Origin of the sequence: Microcoleus sp. PH2017_24_DOB_U_A (genome assembly GCF_020738205.1) — a bacterium.
GTDB lineage: Bacteria > Cyanobacteriota > Cyanobacteriia > Cyanobacteriales > Microcoleaceae > Microcoleus.
On sequence record NZ_JAEQCT010000031.1, the window covers coordinates 19,087 to 35,949 of the forward strand.

Consider the following 16,863-nt stretch of genomic DNA (forward strand, 5'->3'; position numbering starts at 1 on the left):
ATCTAAAATTGCCCGATCGCTTCTAAGATAAAAAAACGGTGGTTAAGAAGGTCTTTAAAACTTATGCGAGTGTTCGTCTTACTCTTCAATGCCCGCACCGAGAATGAGGGAATTCACACCATTCAACTCGGCGATCGCAACAAAGTTCTGATGTTTGAGTCAGAAGACGACGCCACACGCTTTGGCGTGATGTTGGAAGCTCAGGATTTTCCCGAACCCGCTGTCGAGGCGATCGACGATGAGGAAATTAAGGAGTTCTGCGACAGTGTTGATTATGATTGGGAACTTGTGCCGGCGGGCGCACTAGCGATTCCGCCAGAAGACAATGTAACACAGACTCAGTGGCAGGCAGAGGGGCAGTCGGAACCGGAGTCACAGCCGGAGTCGGATTCTGAGGTTTCTCAAGACGAACTGGATTCTATGCGCCGCCGACTCGAAGGACTTTTGTAATCACGAAGGAAGAAGGAAGAAGGAAGAGGGAAGAAGGAAGAAGGAAGAGGGAAGAAGGAAGAAGGATAAATTTGATATCTTCCAGCATTCTCAATCCTAGACTCGATTTCTAGATACAGGCTTCTAGGCTGAAGCTGGGACTCTGTATGTCTCCTGACTATGCCCACCAGAAGCAAAAATTGCCAACGGATCGTTAATAACTGACAAAAAATGAAGAATTTGGAAGAACGGGGGCATCTGCTGACGGAACAGGTGAATGCCAACAGCGCGAATTTAGACCAACTTAGCTCGATCGAATTGGTGGACTTGTTCAACGCAGAAGACGCCCAAACCTTAAATGCGATCGCCCGTGCCCGCGAACAGTTAGCCCGGGCGATCGACATTGCTGCCGAATCTCTACGTCAAGGAGGCCGCCTATTTTACGTCGGTGCGGGCACTTCCGGGCGTTTGGGGGTACTCGATGCCGCCGAGTGTCCCCCCACCTTCTGCACGCCGCCAGAACTCGTACAGGGCATAATTGCCGGGGGTGCGGGGGCTTTGGTGCGGAGTTCGGAGGATTTGGAGGATCGGGCTGAAGATGGCGCTGAGTCGATCGCCCACCGTCACATTAACAATCTCGATGTGGTTGTCGGGATTACGGCTGGGGGTACAACGCCCTTTGTAGCGGGTGCTTTACACGCGGCGCGCCAGCGGGGGGCGAAAACAGTGTTTATCGCCTGCGTACCCGTCGAACAGGTGAATTTTGAGGCTGATGTGGATATTCGGTTGTTGGTTGGCCCGGAGATAGTCGCGGGTTCGACGCGCTTGAAAGCTGGTACTGTGACAAAAATGGCTTTGAATATTCTTTCGACTGGCGTAATGGTCAAGCTGGGGAAGGTTTACGGCAATCGGATGGTTGATGTGGCGGTGACTAATAAGAAATTGCGCGATCGGGCGGTACGGATGTTACAAGATTTAACTGATTTGGGCCGGGATGAAGCGGGTTTTTTGTTGGAAAAAAGCGGCAAGTCTGTAAAATTAGCTTTGATGATGCACTGGACTGGTTTGGAGAAGCAAGAGTGCGATCGAATTTTGGGAGAGTTTCAAGGCAATTTGCGATCGGCTGTAGCATCAATACAATTGTAGATTTTTGCGATCGTAGGGTGCGTCGCCCCAGAAAATTCCTCACCTTGCATACCGAAAATCTCAAAGCGACGCACCTGTTGTTAGGCGAATTTCAAGGCAATTTGCGATCGGCTGTAGCATCAATACAATTGTAGATTTTACGTGAATACGAGAAGAATACTCGGCGGTTGAAACCGCGTCTACAGACACGAAGTCCGCCTCCGCGGACTGAAGAAAGAAGAATACGAGAAGACTCGGCGGTTGAAACCGCGTCTACACACACGAAGTCCGCCTCCGCGGACTGAAGAAAGAAGATTAACTCGTTCTTGTCGCTGTACCTGGTAACGAGTAATCTTCAACCCGCGAAGGCGGGTTTAGTTTGTATAGACGCGGTTTCAACTGCCCGATCTACTTCCTAAATTGCACTCACAAAAACAGAAGATGTAAGCTGACTTTGACTTACACCCTGCACGATTCCCAAATAATTAGCCCCCGACTTAATCGCCGTAGAAGCGATGCTTGCACCTGCATCCAACTTCAAACTCACAGATTCAAAAGTCAAGTTGGCAAATCCGATCCCGTCGGTTAAACCAATCTTATCCCCGGCGACAAAATCGGTAATCACATCGGCACCAACTAACGTAGCCGAAACAGACAAACCTCCTGCTAGGATAAACGTATCACTTCCAGCACCGCCGGTCAGAATGTCTTGCCCGCGATCGCCCGCCAAGACATCATCGCCGTTACCACCAATCAAGATATCGTTTTCCTTGCCGCCCCGGAGAGTATCGTTACCATCTCCTCCGATCAGTCGATCGTTATCATTGTTGCCGCTGATAAAATCATTACCAACACCGCCATCAATTAAATCCGAATCTTTACCGCCGGATAAGATGTCATTACCACCTGCGCCGTTAATTGTATCCGCGCCTTGCATTCCATTAATCGTATCAGCGCCTGCTCCTCCAGTGAGATTGTCTTTCCCGGAAAGGGCAAAAATTTGCAATCCCACAGCGCTGGCAGGTATTTGAGTATCAGCAGCATCTGATAGGAAATAATTGCCACCGCTGGCTGTATTCTTGGGTGCTGTCGTCGGGGTGCCGTCCCCTGTAGCATTGGGTATTGGCGAAGTAATGGAGACTAATGTGCTGGGTGTTGGAGTTGGAGTTGGAGTTGGTACGGGAGTTGGTGTGGGAGTTGGAGTTGGAGTTGGCGTTGGAGGTGGTGCGGGATTGACACTACCATCAAGCGAAGTAGCAAAAACTTGCGTCCAATAGTGATTGTAATTGACGCTGCCAGTATCGTTGGCTAGGAAATAGTAACCAATGCCAATCTCTTTCAGATTCGGATTAAGAATGTTAGCCCGGTGGCCACTGCTGTTCATCCATGATGATACAACTTGGTCGGGTGTAGACGATCCCGCAGCGATATTTTCTGCTGCCGAGCTGAATTTATAGCCCGTTGCAGTAATCCGATTTCCCATTGACGAACCATCTTTTCCGGTGTGATCGAAAAAGTCTTGCACTGCCATGTTTAGGGTGTGATTTTGCGCCGCATTCAACAACTGAGTATTTAAGGTTAGGGGGGACAAACTCAATTTGCTGCGCTCTATGTTCGTAAGTTCTAAAACTTTATAAATAAAGTTTTGATTGGTTGTGGCTGGTGCGGGTTGTGACAGTTGAGAAGCCGATCGCTCTCCTGTTAAAATGTCCGCAGACTGAGAATCGGAATTTTGTAGTTGTTCAAGCATGGGGATGATAAAAATGTTTAAGACTGGGCTGAGCTGGTAGATGGCTTACCGTCTTAACGATAATTTCCCCGATCGCAGGCTGGGCAGGCTTCAACAATTGTCTTAATCCCTGCCACTGTTGTATCTATTGTTATTATACCTATTCTTCAACTGCGGATGTCAATATCCGGACTCTGGTTGAAAAAAGCCAAGAGTGCGATCGCCCGTGGAATCAATACAACCGAGATTCCGCAGCCACGAGCGCGTCACGCAGAACAATTACCCACAACATTATTTTTAAAGTCATTTATTATACTTGCTTTTTAAGGTTTAACCGTTAATATACGTACAACAATACAATTTATAGCGGTTCTCAAAAAAAGTGAGGTATGCCCCATGCCCTAAGTATCGCTCAAAGATCGGCTCGCATCTGGATCGAGGTACGTAGTTGCGCTTAAGCGCTCTTTATAATATTAGGAAAGAGCGCTTAAGCGCAACTACGTACCTAACTTGTCTGACGACAATAAAACCGCCCTGTGCGGAATCTGAGATAGAGCTTGAGATTTGAGATTTTTCCTGATTAGCTTAACAGACGGGAATCCCCACACTATACCGATCGAAGGTTAGTGTGGGATGAGAGGCGTGTGAGACTCCGATTCCACCTGTCCATAATCTCAAAGCGCAGCTTTGAGCAGTGGGCGGGTGGATGACGAGATGAACAAAAGTTCAATAGTCGTGGTAAAATACTTAGATCTTGGATCAAAGAATAACAATCTGGGTCTAAGTCCAAAAAATTCAGGTGACAAGTGGGGCGGGACGTGTTCCTCACTATAAAACGCCGTAAAGGGAAACCATTGGAGTCCGCGGGAAGGAAGATCTCGATATCCTTAACAGGACTCAGATGCCTACAATATACCGCTTGCGGTTGATGTAGGAGCGTCACTAAGGTTCATATTGCGCGCCCAGTTCGCGGGCTGGGGGCTAGAAACCCGGTTTCTTCGAGTTTTGCGTTTAGTTACGAAAAATCTACGAAGAAACCGGGTTTCACTCTTGTTAGCGATCGCGCGCCAACTAATTTTTTAGTAGAATCCTCACAAAAAATTCTCAATTAATTCAAAATTCACCGCTCAAAACTCACAATTTCAAAATATTATCTTGTCCGACTTTAGCCTCCTGAGACACTTGCTCAACCTCATCTTTGGCAAGAATTTCCAAAGCTGCATCTGCTTCGACACCGCCCAACCGCCCCAAAGCTTGGGCGACTCTATAACGAATCTGCCAATCTGCATTGGAAGCGTAGGGAAGCAGCAGCGGCAGGGCCCGTTTATCCCCTAATTCTCCTAATGCACTGATGGCAATAGTTTGGATCAATTCGTTTTCAGAACCCAGGGCATTTTCTAACATCGGAAATGCTTTTGGATCGCCCATTTCTCCCAAAGCTGCGACGATGCTGAGTTGCACCAACCATTCAGATGTACTGCTGTAAACTTGCTGCAAATCTTCTAAAGCAGCGGTTAATTTCAAGGCGCCCAAAGCATCGGCTGCGGCTGCTTGCACGTCGGGTTCGGGATCGTTTCGCAAGCTGTGAAGCAGTACCTCTAAAGCGTTCGGCAGATTTTGCTCGCCGAGGGTTGACATTTGGCTGACGGCTGCGTATCTAACGCGGACGTTTTTGTCGCCGATCGCAATTTGAATCAAATTATAGGCGATCGCTGGTTCTAGCTGCCGCAGTTGGTTGACAGCCCGCAACCTTTCGCCAAAATCCTCGGAATTTAGCAATTGTTCGACAGATTCAGGGGTAATACTCATGCGATTTTAAAATTGGTAATTGGTAATTGGTAATTGGTAATTGGTAATTGGTGATTGCCAAAAGCTTAGAGATTGAAGGAGCGATCGGCTCATTTTCTGATACAATCCTTCAACTGCAACAATTAATTAAGACTCGGCTGCCATCCATCGGATAATATCTCCCCTAGTGAGGATGCCGATTACTTTGCCAGCACTATCGACTACCGGCAATCGGTGGATGCTGCGATCGTGCATTAGTTTGGCTGCTGCTTGGACAGATTTGTCTGGTTCGATGGTAACGGGCTCTTGACTCATCGCTTCTCCTACTGTTTGCCCTAAAGCCTTGTGGAGTTCTCGCTCGTAACGCGAGGGATTTTCTAGATAAATCACGCTGTCGAGTACCATGATGTAAGCGGGCGGAGTAACGCCGGTTTCCCGCCACATCAAGTCGGTTTCGGAGATGACTCCTACCAATAAACCATTCTCATCTACAACGGGAAGGCCGCTAATACGTCGATCGGCTAAAATTTTAATCGCTTCGTTTAAGGGCGTTTCGGGGCGCGCCAAAATCGGATCGCGACTCATCACATCGGCTACTGTTTTGGGCATGATTGGCGGTTGATTTAGTTGTTGCTCTACATCCGATCATATAGGGAAAGCGTGACACAGACTGAAGAAAAGCAGCCGGGGAGAAGGGATTCGTGACAAGCTAGAAGGACTCAAATAGTTTGAATGCCAGAATTTATCAAGGTTTTTGCGATCGCACTCACGAATTCTGCCGTTTGTCAGTCAAGCGCGCGGGCGATCGACCTGACAACATTGTTAAAATATGTTAAACAGCAGATATCCCAACCGTGCCCGACGATGAGGAAGTTCTTAATTTCCAAAATCCCTACCGAAGATTCCCTCTTCCTTCTTCCCTCTTCCTTCTTCCCTCTTCCTTCTTCCCTCTTCCTTCTTCTATAAATTCTTAGCGATGCCAGAATCTACCGCCGCAGAAGCAGATACCCAACCAGAAACGCGCTGTGTATTAGTTTGCCAGTATCAATCTTGCCTGAGACATGGTTCAGCAGCAGTGCTAGCTGCCTTTGAAGCCCAACCAGTCCCAGGAGTAAAAGTTGAAGCTTCTAGCTGTCAGGGACAGTGCAACACGGGCCCGACTGTGCGAGTCACCCCAGACCAAATTTGGTATTGTCGAGTTAAACCGAGTGATGTAGAGTCGATCGTGGAACAGCACCTCAAAGGCGGAAAACCTGTAGAGGCGCTGTTCAATCCGAGAATTCATATGCGTTATTATTATTAGTCTTGACTCGGTGATTTTTATAAGATATGTTTGCATCTAATTTGGACTTTTCTCTTAAGTCTTTGATTGGTGGTTAACCGCAGATTTAAAGCAGATAAGCGCAGATGAACGCAGATATTTTTCGGGTGCATCTCAATGCAAGCGAATATATCCGTAGGGGCGAAGCATGACCGCAGTCAATATGAGATGATAACTAATAACTTATATGCGGTCATGCTTCGCAATACGATTTTGATAAAAAGTATTTTGAATGGCGATCGCACCTCTTGCAAAAATACCTGGAACGGGCAAGATGCCCGTTCCACAAGAAAAGATTTTTTTGGTGGGACGGGCTTCTTGCCCGTCCGAAAATTTGATTTAAAGGACTTTTCTAAGAAGTCTATTGTGATGGAAGTGATGCTTTGAGAATTAAAGGAATTGCGGTTAGTTTGTTAGTCCTAATTTTGGGGCGCACGTCGGCGGTAGTCGCTCAAACGTCTGCGGTGGCTGGGGATATTTGTCCTGGGGAATTGGGGGCGAAGGTAGATGCGATCGCCAATCGTGCTGAATTTAGCCGATCGCGCTGGGGCATTTTGATTCAACCGCTATCATCTGCGGCGACTCTCTACAGCCGTGACGCCACCAAATATTTTATTCCAGCATCCAATGTCAAGCTGCTAACCACAGCGGCTGCTTTGCAGAAACTCGGTGCCGATTTTCGGATTAAGACATCGGTTTACAGCGGCGCAAATGGGAGTTTGTATGTTGCCGGTAGGGGCGATCCGAGCCTTGCAGAGGCTCAGTTGAAGGACTTGGCACAGCAGTTGAAACGTCGTGGAGTCGATCGCATAAATGAGTTGATTGGCGATGACAGCTATTTTCAAGGCAGTGCAGTCAATCCGAATTGGGAATGGGAAGACGCCCAAGCTGGCTATGGCGCGCCGGTTAACAGTTTAATTTTCAATCAAAACGCGATCGAGCTTGTTTTGTCCCCACAGGCGATCGGGCAACCTCTGAAAGTCACTTTTGCCGAACCTAAGTTAGCAAATCAGTGGCAAATTCTGAACAATTCAGTCACAGTCCCCACCACCGAATCGGAGTTTATTGAAGTTGGCAGGGAGTTCGATCGGCCTGTCATTCGAGTTGGCGGGCAGTTGAAAGTTGGTGCGGAATCTGAATCAGCTTATGTCGCAGTTGTCAATCCCGCTAATAATTTTTTACAGCATTTTCAGCAAGTTTTAGTAGCTGAGGGAATCCCTGTCAAACAAGCTTTGGTTGCCCCTGTTCCTCGCAATTTAAATCAGGAATTAGCGTTTGTTGAATCGCCACCGCTGGCCGAATTGGTGAAAGAAACTAATCGGGAAAGTAACAATCTTTATGCAGAAGTTTTATTGAGATTGTTGGGGAAAATTACAGGCTCCATGCCTGTTTCACAAGCAGTCACAGGCAAGATGCCTGTGCCACAAGAGGATACAGGTGAAATTGGTTTGAAGGAGTTAAAAATAGCTTTAACTCAATTAGGTGTAAATCCAAACAGCTACATATTAGCCGACGGTTCCGGACTTTCCCGCCACAATTTAATTAGTCCAGAAGCCTTGGTGCAAACTTTGAGATTGATGGCGAATTCACCTACTGGATCTATCTACCGCGCATCACTGCCCGTGGCTGGCGATAGCGGTACTTTGAAAAATCGCATAAACTCTACACCAAACCGCGTAATTTTGCAAGCAAAAACTGGAACTTTGAGCGGAGTTTCGGCGCTGTCGGGATATATCGAAGTTCCCAATTACGAGCCGCTGGTGTTTAGTATTATCATCAATCAATCCGATCTGTCTGCTTCAAAAATGCGATCGGCAACGGACGAAATTGTGCTATTATTAAACCGCCTGCGCCGCTGTTAAAACCACAGATTTAAGGTGAGAAAGTTTATCTAAGTAGTTACACCTAAAAAACAAGACGTTAAACAGTTGACAGTTGACAGTTGACAGTTGAGTGCGAAGTGATAAGAACATAGATTTAAACTCCGTTCTTATCACAATCTGCCGACCTGAGTAAGGGCTTCAAACCCTTGCTATTCGGCGAAAAACTCTACAAGTTTTAAGTTTAATGAGATTGCAGCGGCGGGGATCGAAAAGCAGCTAGAATAAAAACAGAAGAATTAAAACCATTGGGCTGTTTGAACCTGCTATCAGTCGGCGAGTTCTGTACAGCCCGAAAATAAGTCTAACTTTCCAACTATGAAGTCTTTAGATTCCGAACAGCAACACATCTTTGTCGAAACCAACAACATCCGCTTGCACTGCGTTTCCCAAGGAGAAGGCGAGCTCGTGATCCTCCTGCACGGGTTTCCTGAGTTTTGGTACTCTTGGCGCCATCAAATTCCTGCCTTAGCGCGTCATTTCAAGGTTGTGGTGCCGGATTTGCGGGGCTACAACGATTCGGACAAGCCGGAAAGCGGTTATGATTTGGATACGCTGAGTGCTGATATTCGCGGTTTGATCGATCGGCTGGGCTATACAAAAGCGCACATTGTCGGTCACGATTGCGGTGGTGCGATCGCGTGGCATTTAGCTCAAAAATTCCCCGAAAAACTCAACCGCTTGGCAATTTTAAACGCTCCGCACCCGCAGCGATTCGTGCAGGAAATGGCAAGCAATTTAGACCAACTCCGCCGCAGTTGGCACATTTTGGCATTTCAAGTTCCCGGTATCCCCGAATGGTTGATCCGGCAAAATTTGAAAGATTTTGTGCAAAATATCTTGCAAGGACAAGCTGTTCGCAAAGGAGCTTTTAGCGCTGAGGAAACTCAGATTTATCAAACCGCTTTAGAAAAGCCAGGAGTGTTAGCGGCGGCGATGAATTATTACCAGCAGATGTTTCACCCGCAGCGTCTTTGGCATTGGGGGCAGAAGTTAGATCCTGTGACAGTGCCTACTTTGGTGCTTTGGGGAGAAGAAGATGCGTTTTTGAGCCACACACTTGTAGAAGGTTTGGATCGGTTAATTAGCGCTCCGTTTAAGTTAAAATTAATCCCTAATTGTGGTCACTGGATTCAGCAGGAAGCGCCGCAAACGGTGAATCGAGAATTGCTGAATTTTTTGAGAAATTCTTCTCGTTCTTTGGCTTTGGCATAAAAGGTTTTAAATATTGCAAATAAAAACCCGGTTTCACACGGAAACTGGGTTTTTATTTTTCTCCGAGTATGTCTGTAGGGTGCGTCAATCGATTTTAGATTTTAGATTTTAGATTTTAGATTTTAGAGGCGACCCCACGGATAAATTCGGGGGAAGAGAGGATTTTCGATTTTCGATTTGGGCGGGTACCATCAAGAAATTCGCTTGTCAGTAGAGAATTTCTGAGTTACCAGAGAATTAAATCAGGCTGACGCACCCTACTATAGCCTTTCTCAAAGAGATGAGGTATGATTGACCAGAAAGAATTGGTTGAAAGCCCCAAGTCTTTGAGGGAGAAATTAAAATCAGACTATTCATTACTCCAATCCTCGGACTTAAGGGTAAAGGTCGCTCTCAAACTGTCAACTGTCAACTGTCAACTGTCAACTGACTGTTGACAGCTTCTATAACCATTAAACTAAGAGGGCTGAAGCCCAACTACGTACCGCATCTTTCTAAGAACCGCTATATCTAACTTATTCCGCCTCAAAAACAGGTATAAATGCCCGACACGAGGGTCAAAATCGATTCCCAAATTTTAGACCATAGTTCAAGTTCCCTGATTCATCAAGGTGAGTCAACGTAAAATCTAAAATCTTAAATCGACTCATGAGTCCCAGAGCATATTTTCTTGCATCAACAGTGCAATCATCGCAGTTCTAGAACAAACACCGAGTTTGATAAAAATCCGCCTCACGTAAGTAGCAACCGTCCAGTGACTGATATTTAAATTTTTGGCAATACATTTGTTGGGCAGACCTTGCGCTACTAATTGGGCGATCGCTCTTTCTCGCGGGCTCAGGCTGATTACCGGTTTGTAAATTGTGCTTTGCATAGTTTTGCAGTGCAGTGACGAGTTAAAAAATTAATCAATTAATGGTAGAATCCCCAGTTTCTCTCGGACTTCAGATAAGGGAGTTTCCCAATCAGATGCAACGTCCCAGTCAATTAGCCGCTCGGCTAATTTTCCATGTTTTAAACCTTTGATAATTTGTCCGATCGGGCATTTGCCACTTAGCAATCCAACTAACACTAAAATCGCACAGGAAGGGCGAAATACTTGAGCGCGAGTAAACGCTTGAAGTACAAATTCATCTTCGGCAGAAGGTGAAAGACCAGTGAGAACCGGTTAAACGTCGTGGTTTCGTTGAATCCAGTCTCCAGATGCGATCGGCTCAAACCCTTGTTCGTCTAGAAATCGCGCCACTTCGCACCCTAATGTTCCTGCTGGCAGTTGACGCAATTTTTCCAAGTCTATTTCAAAATGTCGATCGCTCTCAATTTGAGGATTAATTGTTTGAGCCATCTTTAATATAACTCCTAATTGACCGTCAGTCATGATTGATTCTCCTGGGATAAGAATTTAAGTTCCTGAAAAATGAAATTCATGTTTGTCCAGTTCATTTTTGCGATGAATCAAGACAACTTTTTTTTACAGTTCAGCTCAGAAATCCTACATTCTGTAACAGCAATTAACTTTCAGGAGCTTTTACATTTCTTTACAAACAGCCTCAGAGGTGAAATCTGTCAGTTGTCAAAATCTGGCTAGTGTTAGTTACCGCAGCTTGACCCAGAGGGAAGTAACCGTAAACTCCACAGTATTTAGCGGTGATTGGAACTCCTTTACTTACGTATATGAATCTATTCTGCTCCTAAGTATTTGCACCTGCAATGAGTCAGAAGCTGAAGCGTGTAAACGCAGTGATGCGAGTGCTACCAAGTGAATCAAGGTGAAGAGACCAGAAGCAGGGTGAAGTAAACATTTGACAGCTTGCCCTGTAGCAATATTATTCGTAGGGTGTGTCGCCATTAAACTGAATTAAAATCGACTTTTCGAGTAGCGACCCACCTCAATAGCTCTCGGTGACAGAAATTTCCCCGGGCGATGGCTACGTCCCGGCTTGCGCCTACGCACTCGAAGCGAGCTAGTATTGATGCAAAAATGAGATGCACCCATTTAATTTGAGAGCATCTCATTTTTGTAACAAGCATTTTTGATTTTAGTGGTGTCCGCGAAGAGCGTATTATACAATACGCTCTTCGCGGACAGAACTAATGACCGATCGCGACAAAATTTAAATTTCTTCCATGTCTCCTACATCTTGAATGTCATCATTATCAACAACCTCATCATCATCAGCATCGACATCATCAGCATCGACATCCACAGGAGCGACAGAATTAGCAGAAACCACTGCCCCAGTATCAAGTTTTTCCCGTACTAGCCGCTCGATCTCATTTTTGAAATCGATATTTTTCTCCATGTGTTGAATCACTTTGTCTCGTCCTTGAGCGATGTTCTCGCCGTTGTAACTATACCAAGAACCTTTTTTCAGGATTACTCCCATCTCGTCTGCCAAGTCAGTCAGACAGCCTAAGGTAGAAATGCCTTTACCAAATACAATGTCAAATTCGGCAATGCGGAAAGGCGGAGCAACTTTATTTTTAGCAACTTTAACTTTTGTGCGGTTGCCGTATTCTTCGGTACCTTTTTTCAAGCTTTGAATGCGGCGAATGTCGAGCCGCACGCTGGCGTAAAATTTGAGGGCGTTACCGCCGGTTGTGGTTTCGGGGTTGCCGTAAGTTATGCCGATTTTCTGCCGCAATTGGTTGAGGAAAATCACGGTACAGCCGGATTTACCGATGTTGCCGGTGATTTTCCGCAGTGCTTGACTCATCAAGCGGGCTTGCAAACCCATGTGGGAGTCGCCCATGTCGCCTTCGATTTCGGCGCGGGGGACGAGGGCGGCTACGGAGTCAATGACTACGATATCGACGGCGACGGATCGCACGAGTTGATCGACAATTTCTAGGGCCATTTCGCCGGTATCCGGCTGGGAAACTAAGAGATTTTCAATATCGACGCCTAATGCTGAGGCGTAGGTGGGATCGAGGGCGTGCTCGGCATCTACGAAGGCTGCGATGCCGCCGGTTTTTTGGACTTCGGCGATCGCGTGGAGCGCTAGAGTAGTTTTACCGGAACTTTCCGGGCCGTAAATTTCAATTACTCGGCCTTTTGGCAAACCGCCGCCCAAAGCAATGTCCAGTGTCAGAGCTCCGGTGGGGATGGTTTCTACCCTCATGCGAGTGGAGTCTCCCAATCGGACGATCGCTCCTTTGCCAAAGCTGCGCTCGATTTGGGACAGTACGGAAGTTAGGGCTTTTTGCTTTTCTGTGTTTTCAGTAGTTTTTGTAGAAGCTTCTTTTTTTGCCATTTTCGGTACGCGGGTAGACCCCTTGCGGAGCTTGTTGATTAACTGTACAACACGTATGTTAGCAGTTATTTTTGGGGTCTGGAGGTTCTGGGGGGATTTGGTTTAGAATTCTTGATTTTGCGGTGGTTGGGCCCGATCGCGCCCTCACCAGAAAGAATTGGTTGAAAGCCCGCCCGCCTTCGAGAGAGAAATTAAAATCAGACTATTCATTACTCCAATCCTCGGATTTAAGGGTAGAGGTCGCTCTCCTTCGGTCAACTGTCAACTGTCAACTATCAACTGTCAACTGTTGAAGGTGGCTCTTGCTTGGAAGGTAGAAGGCTTTCGGCAGAAGGTAGAATAATGGTCGGTTGGGATCTGTACAGGTATCGATCGATCTTTTACAGGGCCCAAACGGGGGTGGAGAGAAACCGGGTTTTTCCACAGCAATACACAGGTTGCAGCAGGCGAACCCGGTAAAAAACCCGGTTTCTGAGCGTAGTGGTGCGATCGTCCCCGGAGTCGATCGGTACGCATCTGGGACGATCGCTACAATTAGGACAAGCATGGCATCTACAACACATCAAGACACATCTGTTAATCCCAAAAATCCTCAAAATTCGCGGTTGCTGATCTGGTTATTGGCGATCGGCATTTTACTAGGTATCGGATTTCGGTTCTTCGAGATCGATCGCAAACTTTACTGGCACGACGAAGCTTACACATCAATCCGCGCCGCTGGTTTCACCAGGCAAGAAATCGACGACGAACTATTTCAAAACCGCATTATTCCCGCACCAGAATTGCAGAAATATCAGCGGATAAAACCGGGAAGTACAGCAGCAGACACAATACGTTCCTTAGCACTAGAAGACCCGCAGCATCCGCCTTTGTACTTTTTGATGGCTCGTTTGTGGATGCAGCAATTTGGCAGTTCTCTTGCAGCATCCCGCAGTTTGCCAGCAATATTGAGTTTGCTGTCGCTGCCTTTGATGTACGCTTTAGCCCAGGAACTTTTCGCTTCAAATTTGGCAGCCTTAGTAGCAACAACACTTTTGGCTTTATCTCCCTTTGATATCTTGTTTGCTCAGACAGCAAGGCAGTACAGTTTGCTGACTGCAACGGTGATTGGCAGCAGTTGGCTGCTGCTGAGAGCATTGCGGTTGCGGGGGTGGCAAAATTGGGCGTATTACTCGATCGCGATCGCGATCGGTTGCTACACTCACCCTTTCTTCACGTTAACACTTGTCGGACATGGAGTTTTTATAATTGCTTGCTGGCTGTTTGTCAAAAAAAGAAAATTGCGAGGTCACTTAACTAATTCGCAATTTTTCTTAGCAGTAACAGCAGCTTTAATCTTGTATCTGCCGTGGATTTACGTGCTGGCGACCAACCTGGAACGAGCCTCAGCAACGACAGATTGGACGCGAATATCTCCTGGTTGGCTGTACCTGGCAAAATTGTGGACGCTCAGCTTTACAGCCTTATTTTTTGACTTCGACTTCGGCTTTGACAATATCTGGACTTATCTGCTAAGATTGCCATTTTTGCTGTTAATTGCAGCAGCCGTTTACAACATCTGCCGCCGCACAAATATTTCAACTTTGCTGTTTATTATAACATCAATTTTCGTCCCGTTTTTGATGCTAGTTTTACCGGATATAATCCTAGGTGGCAAACGCTCCGCCGTCAGTCGGTATCTGATTTCCTGCTTTCCGGGGGTGCAGCTAGCAGTTGCTTGCTTGCTGGCCAATAATGTGAAAACTCAGCAGCGGTTTTGGCAAGTCGTTTTAGCCGGGGTATTTACAGCAAGCATAGCATCCTGTACAGTCAGCGGTGTTGCTGATACTTGGTGGAGCAAAGACTTGAGCTATTTTAATGCTGAAGTTGCGAGAAATATTAACAAAGAGGCGATGGCTAATCGCTCGATTAAAGATACAATTGTAATTAGCGATCGCGGTAATGACTTTACTAACATGGGAGATTTGCTCTCCCTAAGTTATTTGCTCGACAAAGATGTACGACTTATGCTGTTGAGTCAGTCGCCCGATATCGAGATGCTGAACAAATATTCGGCTCCTCTGGTGTTCCGCCCTTCGGAAAAATTGCGATCGGCACTCAAGCAAAATCAACGCCGCCTAGAGCCGATATTGGCATACGCCAAACTTTTTCGAGTGCGGCGAACTTCTTAGTTCCCGGTAGGGTGCGCTGAAAAAAACTGTTTGATTTGCCTCAAATATTTGAACTGACGCACCTTAAGTCACTATTTGAGAATTTTGTCAATTTAAATAAAGGTACGTAGTTGCGCTTCAGCGCCATCTTGGTACGTAGTTGCGCTTCAGCGCTCAAAGGTACGTAGTTGCGCTTCAGCGCTCAAAGGTACGTAGTTGCGCTTCAGCGCTCTTTATATATGTAAGCGCCCAAGCGCAACAACGTAGCTAAAAATTAACCCCTATAAGAGTGCCAGTTGAGTTGTCTCAACTATTTGGGCTGACGCACCCTACATCATTAGCAATAATTATTTGAATAATTAGGAGAAAACGCCATGCAAGAGTCAAACAATTCATCTTCCGAATACTCGCAAAAATTTCGCAATCTTCAGACAGAATTACGCGAACGTTGGCGAGAGATAGAAGAATTTGACAGCGGAGATTGTGATATTATCGTCATTCCTTCTCTCAGCTTAGATCAGCAAGAAATTCTGAAAGTTGAGGGTGCTTACCACTACGAAGAGCGGCATTTATTTTCATTGATTCGCCTGCGAAATCCTCGCACGCGCTTAATTTACATCACCTCGGAGCCGCTGCACCCCATGATTATAGATTATTACCTGCAATTGCTCCCAGGTATTCCATTTTCTCACGCGCGCGATCGCCTTTTGCTGTTCTCGGCTTACGATGCATCGGCGAAATCCCTCACCCAGAAAATTTTAGAACGTCCTCGCTTGATGGAGCGAATTCGCCAAGCAGTACGCCCGACAAAATCTTATATGGTTTGTTACAACTCGACGCCCTTAGAGCGCGAGTTATCTGTTAAATTGGGAATTCCTTTGTGGGCTAGCGATCCGGATTTGCTTTATTGGGGAACAAAAAGCGGCAGCAGGCAAATTTTTCAAGAAGCTGGCGTACCTTATCCTGACGGTTCCGAGTTGGTTTGGAATGCAGAAGATTTGGCCCAAGCTGCGGCTGCGTTGTGGGAAAGACAGCCGGATTTGCAGCGGATGGTAATTAAGTTAAATGAAGGTTTTTCGGGGGAAGGAAATGCAATTTTAGATTTGAAGCCGATCGCAGGTAAAGCACCTCAAGAAAGAGTTAAAGCAATTGGCGATTGCTTCCACAATTTGCGCTTTCAATCAACAGGCGAAACCTGGAAAAATTTCAGCAGCCGCATTCCCGAATTAGGGGCAATTGCGGAAGCATTTATCGAAGGAGAAGAAAAGCGATCGCCCAGCGTTCAAGGTCGAATTGTCCCCAGTGGCGAAGTTGAAATTCTGTCAACCCACGACCAGATTTTAGGCGGCCCAGACGGTCAAATTTTCTTGGGTTGCCGATTTCCGGCGGATGAATCCTATCGGCTGGCGTTGCAAGAATTGGGATGGAAAGTGGGAAAAAATTTAGCAGCAAAAGGTGCTTTGGAGCGATTTGGAGTGGATTATGTTGCTGTCAAGCAATCGGACGGGAAATGGGATATTCAAGCAATAGAAATTAACTTGCGTAAAGGAGGTACAACTCATCCGTTTATGGCTTTGAAGCTGTTAACAAACGGTCGGTACGAGCGAACTACGGGATTATTTTACAGCCAGCAGGGCCGTCCGAAATATTATGTGGCTTCGGATAATTTGAAAAAGGAGCGGTATCGGGGATTGTTGCCGAATGATTTGATGGATATTATTGCTGACAATCAACTGCATTTTGACACTGGTACTGAGACGGGGAGCGTGTTTCATTTAATGGGTTGTTTGTCGGAGTTTGGCAAATTGGGATTGACGAGTATTGGCAATTCGCCACAAGAAGCTGAGGATATGTATAACAAGGTTGTGAAAGTTCTCGATCGCGAAACGTCATTCAGTTGACAGTTGACAGTTGACAATTGACAGTTGACAGTTGACGGTTTGAACAATACTGATGCAACGGGAATTGATAT

At 46.3% G+C, this 16,863-nt stretch carries 16 protein-coding genes; 9 read left to right on the forward strand and 7 right to left on the reverse strand.

What is annotated here, in order from left to right; all coding sequences use genetic code 11:
- Positions 1 to 63 precede the first annotated feature (63 nt).
- Positions 64 to 450 carry a DUF3110 domain-containing protein gene (locus JGK07_RS08335; protein WP_293182710.1) on the forward strand — a complete coding sequence of 129 codons (387 nt, stop codon included), beginning with the start codon at positions 64 to 66 and terminating at the stop codon, positions 448 to 450.
- Between the two features lie 210 nt (positions 451 to 660).
- Positions 661 to 1,575, forward strand: coding sequence for an N-acetylmuramic acid 6-phosphate etherase (gene murQ, locus JGK07_RS08340; RefSeq protein ID WP_293182706.1), 915 nt, complete (start codon positions 661 to 663; stop codon positions 1,573 to 1,575).
- Between the two features lie 394 nt (positions 1,576 to 1,969).
- Here murQ and JGK07_RS08345 read toward each other — a convergent pair whose 3' ends face one another.
- The gene (locus JGK07_RS08345; RefSeq protein WP_293196228.1) at positions 1,970 to 3,304 is read right to left on the reverse strand and encodes a CAP domain-containing protein; all 1,335 of its coding nucleotides are present in this window, start codon (positions 3,302 to 3,304) and stop codon (positions 1,970 to 1,972) included.
- A gap of 156 nt (positions 3,305 to 3,460) precedes the next feature.
- Between JGK07_RS08345 and JGK07_RS08350 the strand changes: the two genes are divergently transcribed.
- Complete coding sequence (locus JGK07_RS08350; protein WP_293182702.1) at positions 3,461 to 3,610, forward strand: hypothetical protein; 150 nt, start codon at positions 3,461 to 3,463, stop codon at positions 3,608 to 3,610.
- Between the two features lie 807 nt (positions 3,611 to 4,417).
- On the opposite strand, the gene nblB is transcribed toward JGK07_RS08350, so the two are convergent.
- Positions 4,418 to 5,092, reverse strand: a complete 675-nt coding sequence (gene nblB / locus JGK07_RS08355) for a phycobilisome degradation protein NblB (protein WP_293182700.1) — start codon at positions 5,090 to 5,092, stop codon at positions 4,418 to 4,420.
- Between the two features lie 126 nt (positions 5,093 to 5,218).
- Positions 5,219 to 5,680, reverse strand: coding sequence for a CBS domain-containing protein (locus JGK07_RS08360; protein ID WP_293182698.1), 462 nt, complete (start codon positions 5,678 to 5,680; stop codon positions 5,219 to 5,221).
- A 367-nt stretch (positions 5,681 to 6,047) separates the two neighbouring features.
- On the opposite strand from JGK07_RS08360, the gene JGK07_RS08365 reads away from it, so the two are divergent.
- From JGK07_RS08365 to JGK07_RS08380, 4 genes are all read left to right on the forward strand, one after another.
- Positions 6,048 to 6,374 (forward strand): (2Fe-2S) ferredoxin domain-containing protein, encoded by a 327-nt coding sequence (locus tag JGK07_RS08365; RefSeq protein ID WP_293196226.1) that lies wholly within the window; start codon positions 6,048 to 6,050, stop codon positions 6,372 to 6,374.
- A gap of 135 nt (positions 6,375 to 6,509) precedes the next feature.
- Positions 6,510 to 6,779: a hypothetical protein gene (locus JGK07_RS08370; protein ID WP_293290819.1), complete on the forward strand. Its 270-nt coding sequence runs from the start codon at positions 6,510 to 6,512 to the stop codon at positions 6,777 to 6,779.
- Positions 6,776 to 8,254, forward strand: a complete 1,479-nt coding sequence (gene dacB / locus JGK07_RS08375) for a D-alanyl-D-alanine carboxypeptidase/D-alanyl-D-alanine-endopeptidase (RefSeq protein ID WP_293225646.1) — start codon at positions 6,776 to 6,778, stop codon at positions 8,252 to 8,254. The genes JGK07_RS08370 and dacB overlap by 4 nt, the downstream gene beginning before the upstream one ends.
- A gap of 336 nt (positions 8,255 to 8,590) precedes the next feature.
- Positions 8,591 to 9,487, forward strand: a complete 897-nt coding sequence (locus tag JGK07_RS08380) for an alpha/beta hydrolase (protein WP_293182692.1) — start codon at positions 8,591 to 8,593, stop codon at positions 9,485 to 9,487.
- A 646-nt stretch (positions 9,488 to 10,133) separates the two neighbouring features.
- Here JGK07_RS08380 and JGK07_RS08385 read toward each other — a convergent pair.
- The 4 genes from JGK07_RS08385 to recA all read right to left on the reverse strand — a co-directional run bounded on the left by JGK07_RS08385 (position 10,134) and on the right by recA (position 12,741).
- Entirely contained in the window at positions 10,134 to 10,361 is a 228-nt protein-coding gene (locus tag JGK07_RS08385) for a helix-turn-helix transcriptional regulator (protein WP_293148388.1), read from the reverse strand.
- Between the two features lie 30 nt (positions 10,362 to 10,391).
- Entirely contained in the window at positions 10,392 to 10,559 is a 168-nt protein-coding gene (locus tag JGK07_RS08390) for a hypothetical protein (RefSeq protein WP_293182690.1), read from the reverse strand.
- 96 nt (positions 10,560 to 10,655) lie between these two features.
- Positions 10,656 to 10,865 carry a hypothetical protein gene (locus JGK07_RS08395; protein ID WP_293182688.1) on the reverse strand — a complete coding sequence of 70 codons (210 nt, stop codon included), beginning with the start codon at positions 10,863 to 10,865 and terminating at the stop codon, positions 10,656 to 10,658.
- Positions 10,866 to 11,601: 736 nt separating this feature from the next.
- Positions 11,602 to 12,741, reverse strand: a complete 1,140-nt coding sequence (recA, locus tag JGK07_RS08400) for a recombinase RecA (protein WP_293182686.1) — start codon at positions 12,739 to 12,741, stop codon at positions 11,602 to 11,604.
- Between the two features lie 350 nt (positions 12,742 to 13,091).
- On the opposite strand from recA, the gene JGK07_RS08405 reads away from it, so the two are divergent.
- Together JGK07_RS08405 and JGK07_RS08410 are read left to right on the forward strand one after the other, a co-directional pair.
- Positions 13,092 to 14,912 carry a glycosyltransferase family 39 protein gene (locus JGK07_RS08405; RefSeq protein WP_293241621.1) on the forward strand — a complete coding sequence of 607 codons (1,821 nt, stop codon included), beginning with the start codon at positions 13,092 to 13,094 and terminating at the stop codon, positions 14,910 to 14,912.
- Between the two features lie 353 nt (positions 14,913 to 15,265).
- Positions 15,266 to 16,792 (forward strand): peptide ligase PGM1-related protein, encoded by a 1,527-nt coding sequence (locus tag JGK07_RS08410; protein WP_293182680.1) that lies wholly within the window; start codon positions 15,266 to 15,268, stop codon positions 16,790 to 16,792.
- Positions 16,793 to 16,863 lie beyond the last annotated feature (71 nt).

Excerpts from the sequence above, each read along its gene's own strand:
- recA (WP_293182686.1), bottom strand. The coding sequence starts at position 12,741 with ATGGCAAAAAAAGAAGCTTCTACAAAAACTACTGAAAACACAGAAAAG.
- JGK07_RS08365 (WP_293196226.1), top strand. The coding sequence starts at position 6,048 with ATGCCAGAATCTACCGCCGCAGAAGCAGATACCCAACCAGAAACGCGC.
- JGK07_RS08370 (WP_293290819.1), top strand. The coding sequence starts at position 6,510 with ATGCAAGCGAATATATCCGTAGGGGCGAAGCATGACCGCAGTCAATAT.
- JGK07_RS08410 (WP_293182680.1), top strand. The coding sequence starts at position 15,266 with ATGCAAGAGTCAAACAATTCATCTTCCGAATACTCGCAAAAATTTCGC.
- JGK07_RS08360 (WP_293182698.1), bottom strand. The coding sequence starts at position 5,680 with ATGCCCAAAACAGTAGCCGATGTGATGAGTCGCGATCCGATTTTGGCG.
- JGK07_RS08350 (WP_293182702.1), top strand. The coding sequence starts at position 3,461 with ATGTCAATATCCGGACTCTGGTTGAAAAAAGCCAAGAGTGCGATCGCC.
- JGK07_RS08385 (WP_293148388.1), bottom strand. The coding sequence starts at position 10,361 with ATGCAAAGCACAATTTACAAACCGGTAATCAGCCTGAGCCCGCGAGAA.
- JGK07_RS08335 (WP_293182710.1), top strand. The coding sequence starts at position 64 with ATGCGAGTGTTCGTCTTACTCTTCAATGCCCGCACCGAGAATGAGGGA.
- nblB (WP_293182700.1), bottom strand. The coding sequence starts at position 5,092 with ATGAGTATTACCCCTGAATCTGTCGAACAATTGCTAAATTCCGAGGAT.
- JGK07_RS08380 (WP_293182692.1), top strand. The coding sequence starts at position 8,591 with ATGAAGTCTTTAGATTCCGAACAGCAACACATCTTTGTCGAAACCAAC.
- JGK07_RS08395 (WP_293182688.1), bottom strand. The coding sequence starts at position 10,865 with ATGACTGACGGTCAATTAGGAGTTATATTAAAGATGGCTCAAACAATT.
- murQ (WP_293182706.1), top strand. The coding sequence starts at position 661 with ATGAAGAATTTGGAAGAACGGGGGCATCTGCTGACGGAACAGGTGAAT.
- JGK07_RS08345 (WP_293196228.1), bottom strand. The coding sequence starts at position 3,304 with ATGCTTGAACAACTACAAAATTCCGATTCTCAGTCTGCGGACATTTTA.